Here is a 16,825-nt window from a genome sequence, read left to right as displayed (position 1 = left end):
CGAATGACCGCCCCCGCCGCATGGAGTGAGATCTTTGCCGCAACCTTCGGTCCGCGGCTCGGGACATTGAGGCCAAAGCTACACCGCTACTGCGCACGCATGACCGGTTCGGTAATCGACGCAGAGGATGTCTTGCAGGACGCTCTGGCGAAGGCGATGGAGGCACTGCCAGCGGCAGCGCCGATTGCCAATCCCGAAGGTTGGCTGTTTCGCATTGCTCATAACGCTGCACTCGACTTCCTGAGGCGACGTAGCCGGCTGGCCGATCTCATCACGGAGGAAGAGGTTGACATGGTTGTCGAACCTCTGTCCCAGACCGAGGCGCGCGAGATCGCTGCCACCAGCCTACGCACCTTCATGCGGCTGCCAGTTCGCGAGCGCAGCAGCGTCATCCTGATGGATGTGCTCGGCTATTCGCTGCGTGAGATTTGCTCGATTACCGGTGTTACCCTGCCCGCCCTCAAGGCGCTTCTACATCGCGGTCGGATCAGGCTGCGCGACGTAGCGGCCGATCCGGTAGAGCGGTTGCTGCCCGTTCTTTCGGCCGCGGAGAAAGAGCTCCTCGCCTTTTATATCGATCGCTTCAACGCGCGCGATTTCGACGCGCTAAGGCAAAGACTTGCCGACGACGTTAAAGCAGATCTCGTTGGTGAGGTGGTGATGCATGGTCGGAGCCAGGTCTCGTCCTACTTCGGTAACTACTCCCGCGAAGACAGATGGAGGCTGGGGGCTGGCCTAATTGAGGGCCGTCCCGCGGTACTGGTGTTTGAGCAGGGCCCCAACAGCAGTCATCCTGCCTATTTTGTTCTCTTAAATTGGGCCGGTGATATGCTTCACACGATCCGTGACTTTCGTTACGCGCAATATGCCATGGAAGCCGCGGACATTCGGATTCTGGACTTGGCGATCTCGAAGGACGATCGAAGTTAAAACGGTCAAGAGGGGCATTGCATGTCGATCTCGCGGGGGGCTAGCGGCTGACGGCCAACCGATACAGCGGATACCGGTGACGGCAAGTTGCACGCAGACCCGCTTTTGGTTTGCGAAGAAACCCGTCCGCTGTAGCTTGGCGCGTCAGCATGGCTGATGCGACGTTCTCTGTCGCCGCCCAGCGACACCTGTTTCGATGATCAGGCATCTTGGGGTCGCCGAGAGAGTTCTGCGATCAGATAGTCCGCGACCGTTCGAACTGAGGGGAGCTGTCCGCGGCGATGGGGGATCAGCAAGGTTGTCGTCACGCCACCTGCTGTCCATTCGGGTAAAATGCGAATAAGCGCGCGAGATGCAACGAGTGGTGCACAGAAGCTGCTTGCAAGGCAAGCCACGCCAAGACCGGCCTTTGCTGCTTCCAGTAGCGAGATAGTTTCATTGGCCACATAGCGCGGCATTGGCGTGATCTTGGCGACGGCGCCTTCGCCATTTCGAAGTGTCCATACCGTTTGCGAGGGCGATGCCATGAGCCCATCGAGCTCACTTGCTTCCTCGGGTCGAGAACACACGCCTTTCTCCCTGATATAGTCGGCGGAGGCGACGAGCCAGGCGGGATCGTCATAGATCCGACGTTGCACGAGATCGGTGTCGGGCAGCGGGGCGAAGTGGTTGCGGATGGCAATGTCAAAGCCCTCCTGCACGAGGTCCACGAACCTGTCGGAAACGTCAAGTATGATGCGCACCTTCGGGTAGATCGCTGCGAGGCGCGGAAGCAGCGCCGCCAAGCGGAATTGGGCAATTGGCAGCGAGGCCGTGATCCGAACAGTTCCGCTCGGTTCCGCCAGACGGCCCTTGATGACATGCTCCGCCGCCTCCGCCTCGATGAGCATGGCGGCGGCATGACGATATAGTTCCTGGCCAATCTCGGTCACGGCGAAGCTGCGCGAGGTTCGCTGGATTAGGCGGACGCCGATTTCCCTTTCCAACTCGGCTAGCCGTTTGCTGAGCGTGGACTTGGGAAGGCGCAGCGCGCGACCGGCTGCAGCGAAACCGCCGTGATCCACTACTTGAACGAAAACGAGAAGGTCGTTGAGATTCAGCATTGATCCGTCGTTCCGATTTGTAGACGATGGGTCTATGAATAGCCCACTACTACACAGCCGTCCAATATTGCATCTTTCGGCGACCGCTCGCTCGGGCGGGCGTTGCAAGAAGAAGGTGAAAGGACGGACACATACATGGCCAATATCTCGGTTCTCGGCCTGGGAGCGATGGGGCAGGCGCTGGCGGCCCGCTTTCTCCAACAAGGTCATTCAGTCACCCTATGGAACCGTACGCCCGGCAAGGCTGGCTCTTTGGTTGCCAAGGGAGCACGCGAATGCAGCAGCGCGGCAGACGCCGTCGCCTCAAGCGATGTCACCGTGATTTGCGTCTTGGACTACGCCGCATCGAATTCCGTGCTTGACGGTGCGGCCTCGGCGCTCGCTGGGCGTGCGGTGGTCAATCTAACCAATGGAACGCCGGCCCAGGCCCGCGCTGTCGCCGAGCGGGTCGCAGGCCTCAGCGCCGCCTATCTCGACGGCGGCATCATGGCGACGCCTCCGATGATCGGAGGCGACCATGCGCTCATCCTCTACAGCGGTTCGAAAGCGACTTTCGATGCGCATGTCCGCACTCTTGAGGCGCTTGGCGCTGCGACCTATCTCGGTGCGGATGCCGGACTGGCATCGCTACACGATCTCGCTCTTCTCAGCGGCATGTATGGCCTTTTTGCCGGCTTCTTTCACGCCAGCGCCCTTGTCGATTCTGAAGGCATCCGTGCAAGTGAATTTCTGAAGCTGCTTGGCCCCTGGATGACCGCGATGATGGGTGAACTTCCAGGATATGCGGAGAAGATCGATAGCGGCCGGCACGGCGTCAATGTCGTGTCGAATCTCGCCATGCAGACCGCCTCGCTGCAAAACATCCTCACCGCCACCCGCGAGCAGGGTGTCGCCACCTATTTGCTTGAGCCCATGCTGGAACTGTTCCGCAAACGGGATGGTGCTGGACATGGAAACGAAGATATTTCAGGCGTGTTTGAGCTGATCCGGCTCAAGAGCCGCGGAGGAAGCTGAAGCTATGATATCACGCCTGTTCGCTGCGGGCTTTCACGCTCACTTGGGCCAGGATTTAGCGGACGAGCGCCAATTTCCTCGCTCCGTTCATGACGATTAACGCACTTACGGCCAGACAGTTTAGGTGTTCACTATGTTCACTCTGCCCGTCAGCGGCGTAGGACTGACGTTAAGCGATCTCTCGATCTGCCGAGGGTCTCGTGCGCTATCGAAAAGTGCCCTCGTGGAATTGCACTCTCCTTAGGCACGGTTTCGGCAAGCCGCGTCTTGTCTTCGTGAAATGCTCGTTGCGGAGTGACAAACAACTGGCAGACCGGGTTTGCGGCGAGCGGCCCGGTTATGTTGAGCTTGCGACAGGTGGGCGCAAAGCAGCCTTACCTTCGACACCAAAAAAGACCGCTCACGCAGATAGCGGCCCTTCTCTTATTGCGGTGTTTCAAGATTCAAGAGAGTCACATCGCAGGAGTGGCTGCCGGTTTGGCGGCCCTTCTCGAGATCGACCTTCATGAAATCAGCGTTCTGCGAGCGCCGGTTCGCCCTTCTTCTCGCGCACCATGTTGATGAAGCGACGGAAGAGATAGTGACTGTCCTGCGGACCGGGGGAGGCCTCCGGATGGTGCTGGACGGAGAAGACTTGCTTGCCGAGCACGCGCAGGCCGCAATTGGTGCCGTCGAACAGGGAAATATGAGTCTCTTCAACGCCGTCGGGCAGAGACTTCGAGTCCACCGCGAAGCCGTGGTTCATCGAGACGATCTCGACCTTTCCTGTTGTATGATCCTTGACCGGGTGGTTGGCGCCGTGATGGCCCTGATGCATCTTTTCGGTCTTGGCACCCAAGGCGAGACCGAGCATCTGGTGGCCGAGGCAGATGCCGAAAACCGGTATATCGGTTTTGATCAGCGTCTTGATGACGGGCACGGCATATTCGCCGGTCGCCGCCGGATCGCCCGGGCCGTTCGACAGGAAGATGCCGTCCGGCTGCATGGCAAGCACATCTTCGGCACTGGTGGTGGCCGGCAAGACGGTTACCTTGCAATCGAGGCCGGCAAATAGGCGCAGGATGTTGCGCTTGACGCCGTAATCGAGGCAGACGACGTGATATTTCGCATCCGCCGCGCCGAGTTCGCCGTAGCCTTCGTTCCAGACCCACGGCGTCTGTGCCCATTGCGAGGACTGGCCTGAAGAGGCGATCTTGGCAAGATCGAGACCTTCAAGGCCGCTCCAGGCCTTGGCTTCGGCCTTCAGCGCCTCGATGTCGAAGACGCCGTTGGAGTCGTGGGCGATCACAGCATTCGGCGCGCCGTTCTCGCGGATCCAGGCGGTCAGCGCACGCGTGTCGATGCCGCAGAGACCGATGATGCCGCGGGCCTTCAGCCATTGGTCGAGATGCCTGGCGGCGCGGTAGTTCGAGGGTTCGGTGATATCGGCCTTGAAGATGACGCCGACGGCGCCGTGGCGGGCGGCGGGAGTCAGGTCCTCGATGTCTTCCTCGTTGGTGCCGATATTGCCGATATGCGGAAAAGTGAAGGTGACGATCTGGCCAAGATAGGAGGGATCCGTCAGGATCTCCTCGTAACCCGTCAGCGCCGTGTTGAAGACCACTTCGGCCTGGACCTTGCCGGTGGCGCCGATCCCCTTACCTTCGATCACTGTGCCATCGGAAAGAACGAGCAGGGCGGTCGGCTTTTCGGTTGTCCAGGGTGCTGTTGCGGTCATCTTCATCCCGTTTCCGGCGGCCGATGCGCCTAGCCGCGCTCGTCGCCATTTGATCTCGCAGACGTGTGGGCACGGCAATGCCGCGCGCTTTCAGGCCTGATCACGAATTTTGGTGCAGGTGGCGGTAAATAGCCACGCAATCGCTTAGCGTCAATCTTTGTAGCCGGGATTGCGGCCGTTTTCCTGCGCTTTCTCGCGATGATCGCGCAATTTATTTGATCCCCCGCATCGGCGTGGTTTATGAAGCGGCATCAAAAAAGGAGTGAAGACATGCTGCGCGATCAACTCGCCACCCAGCTGAAAGAGGCGATGAAGGCCAAGGATTCGGAGCGGCTGTCCACCGTCCGGCTGATTCAGGCCGCGATCAAGGACCGCGATATTGCCAATCGCGGCGCCGGCAAGGAGCAGGCGAGCGACGACGAGATCCTGCAGATTCTCGCCAAAATGGTGAAGCAGCGCGACGAATCGGCCAAGATCTACGGCGAGAACTCCCGGCCGGAGCTTGCCGCCAAGGAGCGTGCGGAAATCGCAGTCATCCAGGACTTCATGCCGAAGCAGCTTTCCGACGGCGAAGTGCGCGCCAATATCTCGGCGATCATCGCGGAAACGGGTGCTGCCGGGGTCAAGGACATGGGCAAGGTGATGGCGGCGCTCAAGGAGCGTTATGCCGGCCAGATGGATTTCGCCAAGGCGTCGGCAACCGTCAAGGAGCTTTTGAACTGATCGCTTAGAGCGCCGTGCGTCCTTTCGGACGCACGAGAACGCTCTAACACTCTGAATCTGCGCATCGTGCTTTTCCGAAAATCGATTCCGATTTTAGGACCGATGCGCTAGACGACCCGCCTTGCCTGCAGTTCATTGCGAACCGCAGGCCCGAGTACGGTCTCGGCGGCGGCGTCAACAATGGCGAACTTCGCCGCTTGGTAACTGCGATACTCAAGGATGAAACGGCCTGACAGCCAGAAGTCGCCCTTGCGGGCAGGTTTGGTCCAGCCAATGCTTTCCATGGTCGCCGCCTGGGTCAGAAGCCGTTTCAGATGCGTGTTGGAGATCATGAACTGTTCGCGGATTTCCCTGAGCGACAGCGAACCGAGGACGACGCGTTCTTCCGTCTTGGGAAATTCCGGGAGGCGTGAGATCAGGTAGTCCATCACCAGCCCGCCGGAATTCGCCCAGTTGAATAAGTTGAAGGTGGGGCCGGGACTGCGCACCGCTTCACTCCCTATGATCGCCGCTGCGATCCGCGGCTGGATCGCCGCCATCATGGCCGAAGGATCGGCGAGGATCCTGTCGGCGCGCCCGCCGCCGTCGAGGCTGTCGAGCATCATCATATGGGTGACGAGCCATCGGGTGAAATTCTGCTCGGCGATCTCGGTGGGTTCCAAATAGCGCGTGCGCCTGTCGGGGCCGGGAACCAGTCGGAGGAAGCGATAGGCCAGCATTTCCTGCATGAAAGCAGCGGCCGTGTTGCGGCTGGCGATGTCATGCTTGACCGCGAAATCGATGAAGCGGCCGGAATAGAGACCGGGGCTCTGGCCGTCGTCGGGAAAGCCGTAATGAAGCGCAAAGCCGGCATGCGCCATCAGCCAGCGCTGCTGCGCTGCGAAGATGGAGCCGATGCGCGGGCTCTCGTGATAGATCGCAAGGAGCTGATCGGCGCAATGAAGGATTGCAGCGAGAAAGCGATCGTCGGCTGCAAGATTTTCCGCAGTGAAGGCCATTGAAAGCGGTCCAGGATGTCGGCGCATTCATCTTTCATGCGAGCGCAGCATGTCAATGCTATTGTCAACAAACGGTTAATTCTAAAAGCGAAACTGTCTCGGAGAGAGCCAAAAATTAAGAAGGCAGGAGCTGGGGGCGCTCCTGCCTTCTTGCTCTTTGCTTCCGCCGGCAACGCAGGGCCGAGGCCCAAGCCGGAGGGTATTTGCAAAGGCACCCTTGCGAAGCGGCGCCGGGGGTAGGGATGGTGCTTCGCTCGGGGATCGCTTTGTTGAGATCGAACCTATTGCGGTGCGGCGGCTTGTTCAAATTACAAAAAAATAATGATTGCCGGAAATGGCACTTTGAGAGGCTTCGAAGCGAGGGTTCAGCAGGCGCCACGAAGATCACGACGTGCGTCGACGATGGCCGTAAGCTTCTGTTTTCAGATGTTTTATTCCAAATTCTGTCCGCACACCCCTCATGCCGGAGCACTTGCGGTGGCCGGCCTCCGCCTGTTCGGCGAAAATAATGTCGCACCCCTGTCGCGGGGGGTGCTCACGCGTTGTTGATTGGATGACGACGCCGCCGAGGTCGGGTGCACTTGCCTGTGAATAGCGGGTTTTCCTGACGAGTTTCGTGGCATGGTGCGGCAAAGCAGCTTATATGGAGCTTGGCCAAGAGGTATAAATGCGCTTTTCCAACACCTTTCTCGATGAAATCCGCGACCGCGTTCCGATTTCGAACGTGATCGCGCGCCGAGTCAGCTGGGACAAGCGCAAGACCAATGTCTCGCGTGGTGACTACTGGGCCTGCTGCCCCTTCCATGGCGAGAAATCGCCGAGCTTCCACTGCGAGGATCGAAAGGGCCGGTATCATTGCTTCGGCTGCGGCGTCACCGGTGACCATTTCCGCTTTCTGACGGAGCTGGAGGGCTTGAGTTTTCCCGAGGCGGTGCAGCAGATTGCCGACATGGCAGGCGTGCCGATGCCGCTTGCCGATGCCGCGACGGAGAAGCGCGAAAAGGAACGTGGTTCGCTGATCGACGTCATGGAAATGGCGACGTGCTTCTTTCAGGATCAGCTGCAGACGGCGAATGGGGCAAAGGCGCGCGCCTATCTGCGCGATCGCGGGCTGACCGGGCGTACCATCGAGACCTTCCGTCTCGGTTACGCGCCTGACAGCCGCAATGCACTCAAGGAATTCCTCGCCGGCAAGGGCGTTTCCAAGGAGCAGATCGAGGCCTGCGGCCTGGTCGTTCATGAAAACGTGCCGGTCTCCTATGATCGCTTCCGCGACCGGATCATGTTCCCAATCCTGTCGTCCCGGGAAAAGGTGATCGCCTTCGGCGGCCGCGCCATGTCGTCCGATGCGCCGGCGAAATATCTGAACTCCAATGAAACGGAGCTCTTCCACAAGGGCAACGTGCTCTACAATTTCGCCCGCGCGCGCCGCGCAATCCAGGGAGCCGGGCGCGGCGATCCTCAGGATGAGAATGCGAGCGGCACCATCATTGCCGTCGAAGGCTATATGGACGTGATCGCACTTCATCAGGCGGGCATCGAGAACGCCGTTGCGCCGCTCGGCACGGCGCTCACGGAAAACCAGCTCGAGCTGCTCTGGAAAATGGTGCCGCAGCCGGTGCTCTGCTTCGATGGCGACGGCGCCGGCATTCGCGCCGCCAATCGCGCTGCCGAACTGGCGCTGCCGCATCTGAAGCCCGGCCGCTCCGTCCGCTTCGCGCTCCTGCCCGACGGCAAGGATCCCGACGATCTCGTGCGTGATGAAGGGCGCGCTCCCTTCGACAAGGTGATGAGCCAGGCAAAGCCGCTCTCCGATATGCTCTGGAACCGCGAGATCAACACCGGCAAGTTCGACACGCCGGAAGCGCGCGCCGAGCTTGAGGCGCGGCTGAAACAGCTCGTCTCCGTCATCGCCGACGAAAATGTGCGCCGTCACTACCAGCAGGATATACGCGACCGGCTGAACGCCTTCTTCCAACCTCAGTTCCAGAACCGCGGCAATGGCGAGCGGCGCGGCTTCAGCGGCCGGGCAGGCCGCGACAATGGCGGCAAGGCGGGGCCGAAAACTCCGAACGTCATTTCCGACCGGCTTGCCCGCTCCGGCCTTGTGCGCGGTCATCAGGACAATGCGGCTCTGCGTGAAAGCGTGCTGGCGCTGACGATCGTCAACCATCCCTCGCTGATGATAGACGATTATGACGAGATCGCTGCAATCGAATATGACAGCAAGCCGCTGCAGCGGCTCTGGTCGGCGATGCTGGGGGCTGCGGCTGCCGTCGCCGGTCCACATCTGACGCGGGAATATCTGACCGAAAGACTGGAATTCGAAGGTTTCGGCCCGCTCATCAAGAGCCTCGATCAGCAGGTGCGCAATGCCCGGCTGTGGACGGCGACCGAGGAGGCGGCGATTGAGGATGCACGCGAGGGATATCGCCAGGCGCTCGCCTTTCACAAGCGCGCCAAAGCGCTGCGCCGGCAGAAGATGGAACTCGAGCGCGAAATCGCGCTCGCGACTGAAGCCGGCGATGGCGAGGCAATAGCGCAGCTGATGCGGGCGCAACAGGAAGTGCATTACGAAGGTGTGCGCCTGGAGAACCAGGAGGCGATCATCGACGGCTTCGGCGTGCTTTCCGGCCGCGTCAAGGGGGCGGCGAACCACTGATGCCGCTCAGCGAACGTAATGAACCTGGCTTTTCCGCTTCCGATGCGCTGTTTTCCGCCGGCCGCTCGCCGCTGGACGTCCTGAAGCAGGTCTATGGCTATTCCTCCTTCCGCGGCAAGCAGCAGCAGGTGGTCGAGCACGTGGTTTCGGGCGGTGATGCGGTGGTGCTTTTTCCGACAGGTGCGGGCAAATCGCTGTGCTTTCAGATTCCGGCGCTTTGCCGCGACGGCGTCGGCATCGTCGTTTCGCCGTTGATTGCGTTGATGCGCGATCAGGTGGAGGCGATGAAGCAGCTCGGCATCAGGGCTGCGGCACTGAATTCGTCACTATCGCGCGAGGAATTCGTCGAGGTCCGCCGCGCGCTTTTGGCGGGAAAGCTCGACCTTCTCTACGTGACGCCCGAGCGCATCCTGACCGACGGTTTCCGCGAGCTGATCGCAAGTGAGAAGATCGCGCTGTTTGCCATCGATGAGGCCCATTGCGTCTCCCAATGGGGTCATGATTTCCGCCCGGAATATCGCGAACTCGGCCGCCTCGGCGCGCAGTATCCTGATGTACCCCGCGTGGCGCTGACGGCAACGGCCGACCCGCATACGCGTGACGATATCGTCGAGCGGCTGGGGCTCGGCAATGCCGAAGTCTTCACCACCAGCTTCGACAGGCCGAATATTGCCTATGAAATCGTCGAGCGCGACCAGCCGCGCCAGCAGCTCCTGCGCTTCCTGTCCGGCCATAAGGGCAACAGCGGCATCGTCTATTGCCTGTCGCGCGCCAAAGTCGAGGATACGGCCGACTGGCTGAACGGGCAGGGCATCCGTGCGCTGCCCTATCATGCCGGCATGGACCGGGCGCTGCGCGACGCCAATCAGGATGCTTTCCTGAAAGAAGAGAACCTCTGCCTGGTCGCGACCGTCGCCTTCGGCATGGGCATCGACAAGCCGAATGTGCGTTATGTCGCCCATCTCGATCTGCCGGGCTCGGTGGAGGCCTATTATCAGGAGACCGGGCGCGCCGGCCGAGACGGCCTGCCGTCCGACGTTTGGATGGCCTATGGCATGGCCGACGTCATCCAACGCCGCCGCATGATCGACGAGGGCAATGCCGCAGACGAGATCAAGCGGGTCGAGCGCGCCAAGCTCAATGCCTTGCTGGCGATCTGCGAAACCGCCTCCTGCCGTCGGCAGGCGATCCTTGCCCATTTCGGCGAGGCTCATGCCGGCCAATGCGGCAATTGCGACACCTGCCTGAAACCGGTCGAAACCTGGGAGGGCACGGAAGCGGCGATCAAGGCGCTCGCCGCCGTCTACCGCACCGGCGAGCGGTTCGGCGCCGGCCATGTGATCGATGTTCTGGTCGGCAACGTCAACGAAAAGACCGAACGTTTCGGCCATGTCGATATGCCGGTCTTCGGCGCCGGCAAGGACATTCCCGCGCGCACATGGCAATCCGTCTACCGCCAGCTGCTCGCCATGGGGCTGATCCGCATCGATCATGAGGCTTATGGAGCGCTGAAGCTGGAGCCGGAGGCGCGCGCCGTCTTCAAGCAAGAGCGACAGGTATTCTTCCGCAAGGACAGGCCGGCCTCGGAGCGGCGCACGAAGAAGGCCGAGCGCAGCGAGCGCAAATCGGGCCTGTCGGGCGCCGACGGCACGCTTTTCGAGGCGCTGCGGGCCGAGCGCATGCGGATCGCCAAATCGCTCGGCGTGCCGCCCTATGTCGTCTTTCCCGACACGACGCTCATTGCCTTCGCGACGGAACGGCCGCGCAACCGTAAGGAATTGCTCGGCATATCGGGCGTCGGCCAATCGAAACTCGAGCGCTATGGCGACGCGTTTCTGGAGATCATTCTCTCTCACGACAAGGACTGAAGGGTCAGGGCGATCCTTGAGATCGGCCGGATTGGCATGATAGATGCTGCTCCGAGGAGAAATGCCGATGGCTCAGAATATCTACGACCGGCCGGAATTCTTCGCCGGATACAGCGACCTTAGCCGATCTCTTCGCGGGCTCGGCGGAGCGGCCGAGTGGCCAGCGGTGCGTGCGCTTCTGCCCGATCTTACCGGCAAACGCGTCGTCGATCTCGGCTGTGGCTTCGGCTGGTTTTCGCGTTTTGCCAGAAGCCAGGGTGCCGCAAGCGTGCTCGCCCTTGATATTTCAGAAAAGATGATCGCCAGAGCCAGGGCCGATACGAGCGATGCGGCGGTCACCTACGAAATCGCCGATCTCGAATATCTCGAACTTGCCGAAGGCGCTTTCGATTTCGCCTACAGTTCGCTGGCGCTGCACTATATCGAGAATTTCACCGGGCTCGTCGCGATGGTCCAACGCGCGCTTCTGCCGGGATCGCATTTCGTCTTCACCATCGAGCATCCGATCTATATGGCGCCAAGCAGGCCGGATTGGACGAGCGATGCCGAAGGGCGACGGATCTGGCCGCTCGATCGCTATTCCGTCGAAGGCGCGCGCACGACGGACTGGCTCGCCAAGGGCGTGATCAAGCAGCACCGCAAGCTTAGTACGACGCTCAACGCCTTGATCGGGGCTGGCTTTTCCATCCGCCATGTCGAGGAGTGGAGCCCGACCAAGGAGGAATTGCGGGATAATCCCGACTGGACGACGGAAATGGACCGGCCGATGTTCCTGCTGATCTCGGCGCAGCGCTGAAGAAGACAAGCCGGTGGCGATATGCTAACCCGAGGCCTATAGAAACGTCAGGAAGGGCTGCCCATGACCTCGCCATTTCTTTCCCATCTCCGGGCCGAGATTTCGGCCCTGAAGGATGCCGGCCTTTATAAGTCGGAGCGGGTCATCAGTTCCAAGCAGGCCGGCGAAATTGCGATTTCCACGGGCGAGCGGGTGCTGAATTTCTGCGCCAACAACTATCTCGGCCTTGCCGATAATGAGGAACTGGCCGAGGCCGGCAAGAGAGCGCTCGACCGCTACGGTTACGGCATGGCGTCGGTGCGGTTCATCTGCGGAACGCAGGAGGAGCACAAGCAGCTCGAAGCGCGCATCTCCTCCTTTCTCGGCATGGAAGACACGATCCTCTATTCCTCCTGTTTCGACGCCAATGGCGGTCTGTTCGAGACGGTGCTCGGCGAAGAGGATGCGATTATTTCCGACGTGCTGAACCATGCCTCGATCATCGATGGCGTGCGCCTCTCCAAGGCAAAGCGCTTCCGCTACGCCAACAATGATATGGCGGCGCTGGAAGATGAGCTGAAAAAAGCCGAAGGCAGCCGCTTCAAGATGATTGCGACCGACGGCGTCTTTTCCATGGACGGGATCATCGCCAATCTGCAAGGCGTGTGCGATCTCGCGGAGAAATACGGCGCGATGGTCATGGTCGATGACAGTCATGCGGTCGGTTTCGTCGGCAAGAACGGCCGCGGTTCGCCGGAATATTGCGGCGTCGAAGGCCGGATCGACATTATAACAGGCACGCTCGGAAAGGCGCTCGGCGGAGCCTCCGGCGGTTACACTTCGGCGAGAGCTGAAATCGTCGAATGGCTGCGGCAGCGCTCTAGGCCCTATCTGTTCTCGAACACGCTGGCGCCCGTCATCGCCGCTGCCTCGCTGAAAGTTTTCGACCTGATCGAAAACGGCGATGCCCTGCGCAAGCGCCTTTCCGACAATGCCGATCTCTTCCGCACTGAAATGACGAAGCTCGGCTTCAAGCTCGCAGGGGAAGGCCATCCGATCATCCCCGTCATGCTTGGCGATGCCAAGCTCGCGCAGGACATGGCAAGCCTGATGCTGAAGAAGGGGATCTATGTGATCGGCTTCTCTTTCCCCGTCGTGCCGAAAGGCCAGGCCCGGATCCGAACGCAGATGTCGGCGGCGCATTCGAAGGCGGACGTCGAGCGGGCGATTGCGGCTTTTGCGGAGGCAGGGCGGGAATTGGGCGTGATTTGAGGATGGGGAAGTCGCGATTTACTCCTTCTCCCCAGCGGGAGGAAGAGGGGATAGCGAAGCTGGCGCGAAGCAAAGGCGGGATATGCATATGTCTAACATGATGAAGGCGCTGGTCAAATCGAAGCCGGAAGTCGGGCTTTGGATGGAGAATGTGCCGGTGCCCGAGGTCGGGCCGAACGATGTGCTGATCCGGGTGAAGAAATCGGCGATCTGCGGCACCGACGTGCATATCTGGAACTGGGACCAGTGGGCGCAGAAGACCATTCCGGTGCCGATGGTCGTCGGCCATGAGTTCTCCGGCCAGATAGCCGAGATCGGCTCGGCGGTCACCCGCTATCATATCGGCGAGCGGGTCTCCGGCGAGGGGCATATTGTCTGCGGCAAGTGCCGCAACTGCCGGGCGGGCAGGGGGCATCTCTGCCGCAACACGCTCGGCGTCGGCGTCAACCGGCCGGGTTCCTTCGGCGAGTTCGTCTGCATTCCCGAAAGCAATGTCGTGCCGATCCCGGACGATATATCAGACGAGATCGCAGCGATCTTCGATCCGTTCGGCAATGCCGTGCATACAGCACTCTCTTTCGATCTCGTCGGCGAGGACGTGCTCGTCACCGGCGCCGGGCCGATCGGCATCATGGGAGCACTGGTCGCCAAGCGTTCCGGCGCCCGCAAGGTTGTTATCACCGACATCAATCCGCACCGTCTGGATCTGGCGCGCAAGCTGGGCATCGATCATGTCGTCGACGCATCGAAGGAAAATCTTGCCGATGTTATGAAGGCGATCGGCATGACGGAGGGTTTCGATGTCGGGCTCGAAATGTCGGGCGCGGCGCCTGCCTTCCGCGACATGATCGACAAGATGAACAATGGCGGCAAGATCGCCATTCTCGGAATTGCGCCGGCGGGCTTCGAGATCGACTGGAACAAGGTGATCTTCAAGATGCTCAATCTCAAGGGCATCTACGGCCGCGAGATGTTCGAAACCTGGTACAAGATGATCGCCTTCGTGCAGGGCGGCCTCGATCTTTCGCCCATCATCACCCATCGCATCAAAATCGACGATTTCCGCGACGGGTTCGAGGCGATGCGCTCCGGGAACTCAGGCAAGGTCGTGATGGACTGGATGTGAGGAGGATGCAATTGCGGCATCGCGCCCTGCGGCCCGGCCGATGCCCGCCCGCTAAGAGGGCATATATTCCCGGCACAACTTCGAAAGCCGCCGCAATGATAGATGCAGCAGGCAAAATCTTTGCCACCCTTGTCTTTTGTTCGCTGCTTCTTAAATAAGGTTCGCAATCGCAGCCGCGGTTCAAAGCCTGTGGATAAGGCTTTTTCCGAGTTTTCGCGTGCTTTTTTGCTGGAAAAGCTTGACGAGAACAAAAAATGTGGGAATCACCGTTCGACTTGTTGAAACGGTGAACTGGGTCAAGGCGGATCGCGCAACCATGGCCGGAAAGCCAAAAGCAAGAAATCTTTGCTGTCCGGCACCGGCTATCGTGGTTAATCAGACTTTAAACGTCATCCCGTTAGGTGGGCAAGGTGATTCTAGGGCGGCGCGAGCGGTGCGTCAGGCCTGAGACGGCCCATTCACCGTAGCGAGATTGGATAGCGTCAGGAAGGCGACGATATAAATGGCAACCAAGGTCAAAGAGAACGAAGACGCGGAAGTCGAACGCGACGGCGCAAGCGACGGCCCTCTTCTCGATCTTTCCGACGACGCGGTCAAGAAGATGATCAAGGCCGCCAAGAAGCGCGGCTATGTGACGATGGACGAGCTGAACGCCGTCCTGCCGTCCGAGGAAGTCACCTCCGAGCAGATCGAAGACACGATGTCGATGCTGTCTGACATGGGCATCAACGTCATCGAGGACGAGGAAGCCGAAGAGGCCGGAGCCCAGGGCGGCGATGACGACGACGCTGGTGGCGACGACGACAGCGAAGGCGGCGAACTCGCGCCTTCGGGTGGCACTGCGCTTGCGACCGCCAAGAAAAAGGAACCGACCGACCGCACCGACGATCCGGTTCGCATGTATCTGCGCGAGATGGGCTCGGTGGAGCTTCTGTCGCGCGAGGGCGAAATCGCGATCGCCAAGCGGATCGAAGCCGGCCGCGAGACCATGATCGCGGGCCTCTGTGAGAGCCCGCTGACCTTCCAGGCGCTGATCATCTGGCGCGACGAACTCAACGAAGGCACGACGCTCTTGCGCGAGATCATCGATCTCGAAACGACCTATTCCGGTCCGGAAGCCAAGGCTGCGCCGCAGTTCCAGAGCCCCGAAAAGATCGAGGCCGACCGCAAGGCCGCTGAGGAGAAGGAAAAGACCCGGCGCGCCCGTTCCGGCGACGACGACATCACCGATGTCGGCGGCGAAGGACTGCCTCCCGAAGAGGAGGAAGAGGACGAGGACGAATCCAACCTGTCGCTGGCGGCCATGGAAGCCGAGCTTCGCCCGCAGGTGATGGAGACGCTGGATACGATCGCCGAGACCTATAAGAAGCTGCGCAAGCTGCAGGACCAGCAGGTCGAGCAGCGCCTGTCGGCGTCCGGCACGCTGTCTTCAGCCCAGGAGCGCCGCTACAAGGAGCTCAAGGATGAGCTGATCAAGGCGGTCAAGTCCCTGTCCCTGAACCAGAACCGCATCGACGCTCTGGTCGAGCAGCTCTACGACATCAACAAGCGACTCGTTTCCAACGAGGGACGTCTGCTGCGTCTGGCCGAATCCTACGGCGTGAAGCGCGATAGCTTCCTGGAACAGTACCAGGGCGCCGAACTCGACCCGAACTGGATGAAGTCGATCGGCAATCTGGCCGCCCGCGGCTGGAAGGAATTCGCCAAGGGCGAAAACACGACGATCCGAGACATCCGCCAGGAGATCCAGAATCTGGCGACCGAGACCGGAATTTCGATCTCGGAATTCCGCCGCATCGTGCATATGGTGCAGAAGGGCGAGCGCGAAGCCCGCATCGCCAAGAAGGAAATGGTCGAAGCGAACCTTCGCCTCGTCATCTCCATCGCCAAGAAGTACACGAACCGCGGCCTGCAGTTCCTCGACCTCATCCAGGAAGGCAATATCGGCCTGATGAAGGCGGTCGACAAGTTCGAATACCGCCGCGGCTACAAGTTCTCGACCTATGCGACGTGGTGGATCCGTCAGGCGATCACCCGTTCGATCGCCGACCAGGCCCGCACGATCCGTATTCCGGTGCACATGATCGAGACGATCAACAAGATCGTCCGCACATCGCGCCAGATGCTGCACGAGATCGGCCGTGAGCCGACGCCGGAAGAACTGGCCGAAAAGCTTGCCATGCCGCTCGAAAAGGTCCGCAAGGTCCTGAAGATCGCCAAGGAGCCGATCTCGCTCGAAACCCCGGTGGGCGACGAAGAGGATTCGCATCTCGGCGATTTCATCGAGGACAAGAACGCGCTGCTGCCGATCGACGCGGCCATCCAGGCGAACCTGCGCGAGACGACGACCCGCGTCCTCGCCTCGCTGACGCCGCGCGAGGAACGTGTCCTGCGCATGCGCTTCGGCATCGGCATGAACACCGACCACACGCTCGAAGAGGTCGGCCAGCAGTTTTCGGTCACCCGCGAGCGTATCCGCCAGATCGAGGCGAAGGCGCTGCGCAAGCTGAAGCATCCGAGCCGCTCGAGAAAGCTGCGCTCCTTCCTCGACAGCTGACGTTTCGACAATGCCATCATGATTTGAAAAAGCCGGGTTTTACGCCCGGCTTTTGCTTTATGATTAGTCCCGATGATTCC

12 protein-coding genes are annotated in these 16,825 nt (G+C 60.5%); 9 read left to right on the top strand and 3 right to left on the bottom strand.

All coding sequences use genetic code 11. The features are described 5' to 3' along the window. Positions 1 to 3 precede the first annotated feature (3 nt). Positions 4 to 930 carry an RNA polymerase sigma factor gene (locus J2J98_RS14950; RefSeq protein ID WP_207601457.1) on the top strand — a complete coding sequence of 309 codons (927 nt, stop codon included), beginning with the start codon at positions 4 to 6 and terminating at the stop codon, positions 928 to 930. A 200-nt stretch (positions 931 to 1,130) separates the two neighbouring features. On the opposite strand, the gene J2J98_RS14945 is transcribed toward J2J98_RS14950, so the two are convergent. Further along, positions 1,131 to 2,033: a LysR substrate-binding domain-containing protein gene (locus J2J98_RS14945; RefSeq protein WP_207601456.1), complete on the bottom strand. Its 903-nt coding sequence runs from the start codon at positions 2,031 to 2,033 to the stop codon at positions 1,131 to 1,133. 135 nt (positions 2,034 to 2,168) lie between these two features. On the opposite strand from J2J98_RS14945, the gene J2J98_RS14940 reads away from it, so the two are divergent. Continuing rightward, a complete protein-coding gene (locus J2J98_RS14940) occupies positions 2,169 to 3,047 on the top strand; it encodes an NAD(P)-dependent oxidoreductase (protein WP_207601455.1) in 879 nt (292 codons plus the stop codon). Between the two features lie 511 nt (positions 3,048 to 3,558). Here J2J98_RS14940 and carA read toward each other — a convergent pair. Further along, positions 3,559 to 4,764, bottom strand: a complete 1,206-nt coding sequence (gene carA, locus J2J98_RS14935) for a glutamine-hydrolyzing carbamoyl-phosphate synthase small subunit (protein ID WP_207603143.1) — start codon at positions 4,762 to 4,764, stop codon at positions 3,559 to 3,561. A gap of 270 nt (positions 4,765 to 5,034) precedes the next feature. On the opposite strand from carA, the gene J2J98_RS14930 reads away from it, so the two are divergent. Further along, positions 5,035 to 5,487: a GatB/YqeY domain-containing protein gene (locus J2J98_RS14930; RefSeq protein ID WP_064705688.1), complete on the top strand. Its 453-nt coding sequence runs from the start codon at positions 5,035 to 5,037 to the stop codon at positions 5,485 to 5,487. 107 nt (positions 5,488 to 5,594) lie between these two features. Here the strand turns inward: J2J98_RS14930 and J2J98_RS14925 are convergent, their stop codons facing one another. Further along, positions 5,595 to 6,485, bottom strand: coding sequence for a hypothetical protein (locus tag J2J98_RS14925; RefSeq protein WP_207601454.1), 891 nt, complete (start codon positions 6,483 to 6,485; stop codon positions 5,595 to 5,597). A 667-nt stretch (positions 6,486 to 7,152) separates the two neighbouring features. Here J2J98_RS14925 and dnaG point away from each other — a divergent pair. The 6 genes from dnaG (at position 7,153) to rpoD (ending at position 16,745) form a co-directional block, all read left to right on the top strand. Then, the gene (gene dnaG, locus J2J98_RS14920) at positions 7,153 to 9,147 is read left to right on the top strand and encodes a DNA primase (RefSeq protein WP_207601453.1); all 1,995 of its coding nucleotides are present in this window, start codon (positions 7,153 to 7,155) and stop codon (positions 9,145 to 9,147) included. Continuing rightward, positions 9,147 to 11,015 (top strand): DNA helicase RecQ, encoded by a 1,869-nt coding sequence (gene recQ, locus J2J98_RS14915; protein ID WP_207601452.1) that lies wholly within the window; start codon positions 9,147 to 9,149, stop codon positions 11,013 to 11,015. Before dnaG ends, recQ begins: the two co-directional genes overlap by 1 nt. 67 nt (positions 11,016 to 11,082) lie before the next feature. Then, entirely contained in the window at positions 11,083 to 11,811 is a 729-nt protein-coding gene (locus tag J2J98_RS14910; RefSeq protein WP_207601451.1) for a class I SAM-dependent methyltransferase, read from the top strand. A 63-nt stretch (positions 11,812 to 11,874) separates the two neighbouring features. Next, positions 11,875 to 13,062, top strand: coding sequence for a glycine C-acetyltransferase (locus tag J2J98_RS14905; protein WP_138393093.1), 1,188 nt, complete (start codon positions 11,875 to 11,877; stop codon positions 13,060 to 13,062). Positions 13,063 to 13,150: 88 nt separating this feature from the next. After that, a complete protein-coding gene (gene tdh, locus J2J98_RS14900) occupies positions 13,151 to 14,188 on the top strand; it encodes an L-threonine 3-dehydrogenase (protein WP_064705682.1) in 1,038 nt (345 codons plus the stop codon). 502 nt (positions 14,189 to 14,690) lie between these two features. Further along, positions 14,691 to 16,745, top strand: coding sequence for an RNA polymerase sigma factor RpoD (gene rpoD, locus J2J98_RS14895; RefSeq protein WP_064684285.1), 2,055 nt, complete (start codon positions 14,691 to 14,693; stop codon positions 16,743 to 16,745). Positions 16,746 to 16,825: the final 80 nt, after the last annotated feature.

Source organism: Rhizobium bangladeshense (assembly GCF_017357245.1).
GTDB lineage: Bacteria > Pseudomonadota > Alphaproteobacteria > Rhizobiales > Rhizobiaceae > Rhizobium > Rhizobium bangladeshense.
Note: the sequence above shows the minus strand (reverse complement) of the source record. Positions and strands in the feature narration are given on the sequence as shown.

Coding starts and splice junctions, on each gene's coding strand:
- J2J98_RS14950 (WP_207601457.1), top strand. CDS start 4: ATGACCGCCCCCGCCGCATGGAGTGAGATCTTTGCCGCAACCTTCGGT.
- J2J98_RS14945 (WP_207601456.1), bottom strand. CDS start 2,033: ATGCTGAATCTCAACGACCTTCTCGTTTTCGTTCAAGTAGTGGATCAC.
- J2J98_RS14940 (WP_207601455.1), top strand. CDS start 2,169: ATGGCCAATATCTCGGTTCTCGGCCTGGGAGCGATGGGGCAGGCGCTG.
- carA (WP_207603143.1), bottom strand. CDS start 4,764: ATGACCGCAACAGCACCCTGGACAACCGAAAAGCCGACCGCCCTGCTC.
- J2J98_RS14930 (WP_064705688.1), top strand. CDS start 5,035: ATGCTGCGCGATCAACTCGCCACCCAGCTGAAAGAGGCGATGAAGGCC.
- J2J98_RS14925 (WP_207601454.1), bottom strand. CDS start 6,485: ATGGCCTTCACTGCGGAAAATCTTGCAGCCGACGATCGCTTTCTCGCT.
- dnaG (WP_207601453.1), top strand. CDS start 7,153: ATGCGCTTTTCCAACACCTTTCTCGATGAAATCCGCGACCGCGTTCCG.
- recQ (WP_207601452.1), top strand. CDS start 9,147: ATGCCGCTCAGCGAACGTAATGAACCTGGCTTTTCCGCTTCCGATGCG.
- J2J98_RS14910 (WP_207601451.1), top strand. CDS start 11,083: ATGGCTCAGAATATCTACGACCGGCCGGAATTCTTCGCCGGATACAGC.
- J2J98_RS14905 (WP_138393093.1), top strand. CDS start 11,875: ATGACCTCGCCATTTCTTTCCCATCTCCGGGCCGAGATTTCGGCCCTG.
- tdh (WP_064705682.1), top strand. CDS start 13,151: ATGTCTAACATGATGAAGGCGCTGGTCAAATCGAAGCCGGAAGTCGGG.
- rpoD (WP_064684285.1), top strand. CDS start 14,691: ATGGCAACCAAGGTCAAAGAGAACGAAGACGCGGAAGTCGAACGCGAC.